Here is a 4650-nt window from a genome sequence, read left to right as displayed (position 1 = left end):
CACCATACGAAGCCCGGATGGCAGCGTAACTGATTCATGATATTTTTTAGCCACAAGTGTTACAAAAATGCTTGACCACAACACATCATTCTTTGGTTCTTGCTGACTTCCGACGGCTGGCTGCGAAAAAAGCACTTGCTTCCTCGAGAAATTCATTTTCCTCTTTCAGACGCCGGATTTCTTTATCCTGATCCTTAACGCGTTTGCGGAGCATAGCAAGCTCCTCAGCAAGGCTCATCGCACTTTCTGGAGTATGTGCACCGTCGCCAATATCTAAAGTGCCTGCTCTAACTGCTTTCAGCCATGTATGGATGGTTCCTTCTGGAATACCTAATTCTTTGGCTGCCTTAGCACCGCCGATTTCTCTGGCAAGTTTGACAGCCTGGACCTTATATTCGTGGTCGTATTTACGTTGGGTACGTGACATTGAAAGTTCCTCCTTATTCTCTTTATTATACATGAATTCTTTGAGAATAAGGTGTCAACTTTATTTATACAACATCACTTCCATGCCGGAGTCCACTCATGCAGAAGTCCTTGAGTTTATCGACAACGGGTATAGCGGGACAAACTTCGAACGCCCCAAAGTCCAGGAGCTGATTGAGATGGTGCGGGCCAATAAGATCGACTGCATCATCGTAAAAGACTTTTCCCGGTTTGGACGAAACAGCATTGAGACTGGCTATTTCATTGAGCGTGTGTTCCCTCTGTTTCACACTCGGTTCATTTCTATCAACGATGATTTTGACAGCGATCAGCACAAGGGCGATACCGGCGGTATGGATGTGGCTTTCAAGTATCTGATCAGCGAGTATTACAGCCGGGATATGTCCATCAAGACCAAAAGCGCCAAGTACGCCAAAATGCAGCGCGGCGAATACCAGAGCAAAGTTTGCCCTTACGGGTATCGCAAAAGCGCCAATGGCAGAATGGAACCGAACCCGGAAACCGCTGCTGTGGTACAGCTCATTTTCCAACTTGCCGCAACCGGAATTGGAGCGGCAGCCGTTACCAGGGAACTCTTTAAGCGAGGCAAACCGACCCCCGGAGAATACAAAGCAGCGCATGGGCAGCAGTACCACGATGTCTCCCGCTCCCGTGGACGCTGGAGCAGTTCTACGGTTCTCCGTATCCTGGAGGACGAACGCTATATCGGCTCCTATGTCATCGGGCGTCGTGCAGTCATTGAAGTGGGCGGCACAAGAAGCCGCAAGAAGGACCGGGACAAATGGTTCATTATTCCCGACCATCATCCGGCAATCGTTGACAAAGAACTATTTGAAAAGGTGCAGGCTGTGCAGCGCCGATTCTCCTTGCCGACCAAGAAAACCAGGGAGTACCCACTAAAAGGCAAGGTCTATTGTGGCTGCTGCGATCATGCACTCTCCCGCATCGCCCAAAAGAGACCGTTTTATATGTGCCGCCATTCTACCGCTGATGTGAACAGCCGCTGCCGCGATGTCCGGGCAGATGTTGCTGGGCTGGAAGAAGCCGTCCTCCTCACTTTGAAAAAGCAGCTGGAAATCCTGCTGCCCGTACATAAAGACGGCACCATTCACCTGGAGGCTACCGCTGCCAAATGCTCTGAGTATGAGAAGCAGCTGGAAGCCTTGAGGGATCAGAAGCAATCTCTCTTTGAACGGTATCTCCTGGGGCAGATCGAGCTGGACACTTATAAATTGGAGAAAGCAGTTTATGACGCAGAAATACTGAAAGTCAAAAATGCCTATGCTGCTGTCACCGCCCAGGCAAAGCTGAAGCGAGAAGAACAGGCCCGCCAAAGCAGCCGACAAGAGATCGTTCACTCGATTGTAGAAGCGGATGTGCTGACGTCTGAGCTGACCGATCTGCTGATTGAAAAGGTGTATGTATTCCCCGACAACCGCATTGAGATTGTTTACAAAATCCATGACCTCTTTGAATAATTGAAGATACAAAAACGGAAAACCCAGGCTATCAAATCTATCTTGGTAGCTTGGGTTTTCTGCTTTTCAGAATTATATTTTTTTGTCGTGTGCTTGACATACGGGTGTCGCAAATCGTGGATTCTAATGCGTTTCACTCCCGCTTTTTCCGCCCCTCTTGTCATTTCATGGTGCAGAAAGCTTTTTGTCAGATGAAAGATACGGTCAGTGGGAAGAATCCCGTATAATCTGCCGATATAATCTTTCAGTTCTTCACATAAGAAATCCGGCATACTTACATTTCGTTTGCTTTTCGGAGTTTTCGGGTCTGTAATTACATCTTTACCCTCCAATCGCTGATAAGATTTTGTTATCCGAATGACTTTGTTATCAAAATCAATATCCTGCGACGTGAGAGCTAACAGTTCGCCCACTCGTAAACCGCACCAGTACAATATCTGAAACGCATGATAGGAATATGGTTTGTCCTTTACCGCTTCAATGAATTTCAGATATTCCTTTTTTGTCCAGAACAACATTTCCTCCGCTTTTCCCTTTCCCAACGGCCCCGCCTTTACAACAGGATTGCTTTTCAGTTCATAGAACCGTACCGCATGATTAAACAGTGCACTCAATTCTGATTGCAGAGTTTTCAAATAAGTCGGAGCATAGGGCTTTCCTTTTTCATCACGATAGGAAATCTGTTCATTCTGCCACTGGATAATATCTTTCGGACGAATATCACGCATTTTCTTATCCTTGAAATAGGGCAGTAGCTTTGTCCTCAAGATATGCTCTTTCGTCAGCCAGGTATTGTGTTTCAGTTTCGGCTTCATATCTCTTGTGTATGCCTGAACAAATTCCTCAAAAGTCATATCCAAGTCAGCCGCTTCTTTCATACGGAAATGCCGTTCCCACTCTGTTGCTTCCCGTTTGGTCTTAAATCCCCTCTTAACTTTCCGGCAATTCTTACCAGTCCAGTCATAATAGTGAAAGGACACATACCATGTTCCCCGCTGTTCGTCTTTGTACGCCGCCATAATCTCACTCCTTTCCTAATTCGCCTGTGCCATGCCATAAAATTTTTCTTCATAGTATTTTCTGCTCACTCGTCCGGCGATTGTGATAAAACCTTTTGCTTCCAGTTCTTCGTTCATCTGCCGCACCAGCTTATAAGCAAATGGTTTGGAAATGCCTAAGTCCTGCGCCACTTCTCCGGCTGTTACAAATAAATCATTTTTCAAATACACGTCCTCCTTTTGGATTTTTAACTTTTTTGTTAAGTTCTGTATTTTTAGTATACTTAACATTTCCGCTATTGTCAATAGCTTTTTTGTTAAGTTTATCTTTTTTATTAAATTTAGCATTTCTGATAAGTTTTTGTTGCCGTATTATTTTAGGTATGCTACAATGTAGGAAACGGGATAACTATTTTCACAGGAGGGCTTTATGGAATACACGATACGAGAAATGACGGTAATGGAATATCCTCTATTGAATGAATTTCTATACGAAGCTATTTTTATTCCAGACGGTATAAAGCCGCCACCGAAAAATATTATCGCTTCTCCCGAATTACAGATTTATGTTGACCGCTTCGGGGCATCAAAAGCTGATTTCGCATTAGCCGCAGAAGTTGAGCAAGAAATCGTTGGCGCTGTCTGGGTACGCATTATACACGATTACGGACATATTGATGATGAAACGCCCTCCCTTGCCATCTCTCTATACAAAGAATACCGAGGACAGGGGATAGGAACCGATATGATGAAAGAAATGCTATCTTTGTTGAAAACACATGGTTATAAACGTGTTTCACTTTCCGTTCAAAAGGCTAATTATGCGGCTGAAATGTATCGAAAAATCGGCTTTGATATTATACGGGAAAACAAAGAAGAATGGATTATGGTGTGTAATTTGTAAATTTTAAGGAAAGGACACAGAATTATGATACTGGGAGAACGAATTAAGAGAATCCGCACATTTCGGGGATTAACACAACGGGAACTAGGATTGAAGCTGGGATATGAGGAGCGCAACGCTGATGTTCGTGTAGCACAATATGAATCCGGCTATCGTGTTCCCAAAAAAGATACTCTCATGGAAATTGCCAAAATTTTGAATGTCAACTATATCAATTTTATTACCGAAGCCCCCGGCTGCGCCGAGGACATTATGCAGACTTTTTTCTGGCTTGACGAGGACAACCGCAATACCTTTCATCTGTTCCAGCTTGTCCGCAATCCCGGCAAGTGCAACGCTTCTGATGATAAGTCTGTTCGCTATAATGATAGTGACGAATGGCCTGCTCATGCCCCTGTCGGTATGTGGATTGATTATGGTCTGGTAAATGAATTTCTGCGTGAATGGTGTTTGCGGAAAGAACAGCTAAAAAGCGGAGAGATTTCAGAGGACGAATACTTTGAATGGAAAATCAACTGGCCTGCTTCCAGCAGTAGTGTTGATGAAAAAGGACATGACAAGAAAAATAGCAGCTATCAATGGAGAAAATAACTGATAGAAGAAAGGAGTTTATATGCCAGTATATAGAAATGAGAAAGAACACTTTTGGGGAAATATTGAAAACAATACTGAATATGAAAAATATCCAGAAATGTGCAAGTTGCTCAAAGAACATATATGTGATGAAGAATTTTACTAAGTCATGAACCACCAGTTCAACTGGTGGTTTGATTATGCCCCTATAAGGGGCCTATGCCTGCAACGCCTGAAAGGCGGATGCCTC

General features: G+C 44.2%; 7 protein-coding genes. 4 read left to right on the top strand and 3 right to left on the bottom strand.

What is annotated here, in order from left to right; genetic code table 11:
* Positions 1-85: 85 nt before the first annotated feature.
* Entirely contained in the window at positions 86-427 is a 342-nt protein-coding gene (locus OCV69_RS16250; protein ID WP_154433227.1) for a transposase, read from the bottom strand.
* Here OCV69_RS16250 and OCV69_RS16245 point away from each other — a divergent pair.
* The gene (locus OCV69_RS16245; protein ID WP_331485791.1) at positions 312-1925 is read left to right on the top strand and encodes a recombinase family protein; all 1614 of its coding nucleotides are present in this window, start codon (positions 312-314) and stop codon (positions 1923-1925) included. The two genes, OCV69_RS16250 and OCV69_RS16245, sit on opposite strands and share 116 nt — an antisense overlap.
* Here the strand turns inward: OCV69_RS16245 and OCV69_RS16240 are convergent.
* Complete coding sequence (locus OCV69_RS16240) at positions 1898-2944, bottom strand: site-specific integrase (RefSeq protein WP_158360287.1); 1047 nt, start codon at positions 2942-2944, stop codon at positions 1898-1900. The two genes, OCV69_RS16245 and OCV69_RS16240, sit on opposite strands and share 28 nt — an antisense overlap.
* A 15-nt stretch (positions 2945-2959) precedes the next feature.
* Positions 2960-3148 (bottom strand): MarR family transcriptional regulator, encoded by a 189-nt coding sequence (locus OCV69_RS16235; protein ID WP_087306154.1) that lies wholly within the window; start codon positions 3146-3148, stop codon positions 2960-2962.
* Positions 3149-3353: 205 nt separating this feature from the next.
* Here OCV69_RS16235 and OCV69_RS16230 point away from each other — a divergent pair, with 205 nt between their 5' ends.
* The 3 genes from OCV69_RS16230 to OCV69_RS16220 are packed head-to-tail and all read left to right on the top strand — an operon-like array spanning position 3354 to position 4566.
* A complete protein-coding gene (locus tag OCV69_RS16230) occupies positions 3354-3827 on the top strand; it encodes a GNAT family N-acetyltransferase (protein ID WP_158360288.1) in 474 nt (157 codons plus the stop codon).
* Positions 3828-3851: 24 nt separating this feature from the next.
* Positions 3852-4418 (top strand): helix-turn-helix domain-containing protein, encoded by a 567-nt coding sequence (locus tag OCV69_RS16225; RefSeq protein ID WP_158360289.1) that lies wholly within the window; start codon positions 3852-3854, stop codon positions 4416-4418.
* A 22-nt stretch (positions 4419-4440) separates the two neighbouring features.
* Positions 4441-4566, top strand: a complete 126-nt coding sequence (locus OCV69_RS16220) for a hypothetical protein (RefSeq protein WP_262563240.1) — start codon at positions 4441-4443, stop codon at positions 4564-4566.
* Positions 4567-4650 lie beyond the last annotated feature (84 nt).

Origin of the sequence: Alitiscatomonas aceti, from assembly GCF_025567195.1 — a bacterium.
Classification (GTDB): Bacteria; Bacillota; Clostridia; order Lachnospirales; family Lachnospiraceae; genus Alitiscatomonas; species Alitiscatomonas aceti.
The sequence above is the reverse complement of the archived record's forward strand: the minus strand, read 5'-3'. Positions and strand labels throughout refer to the sequence as shown.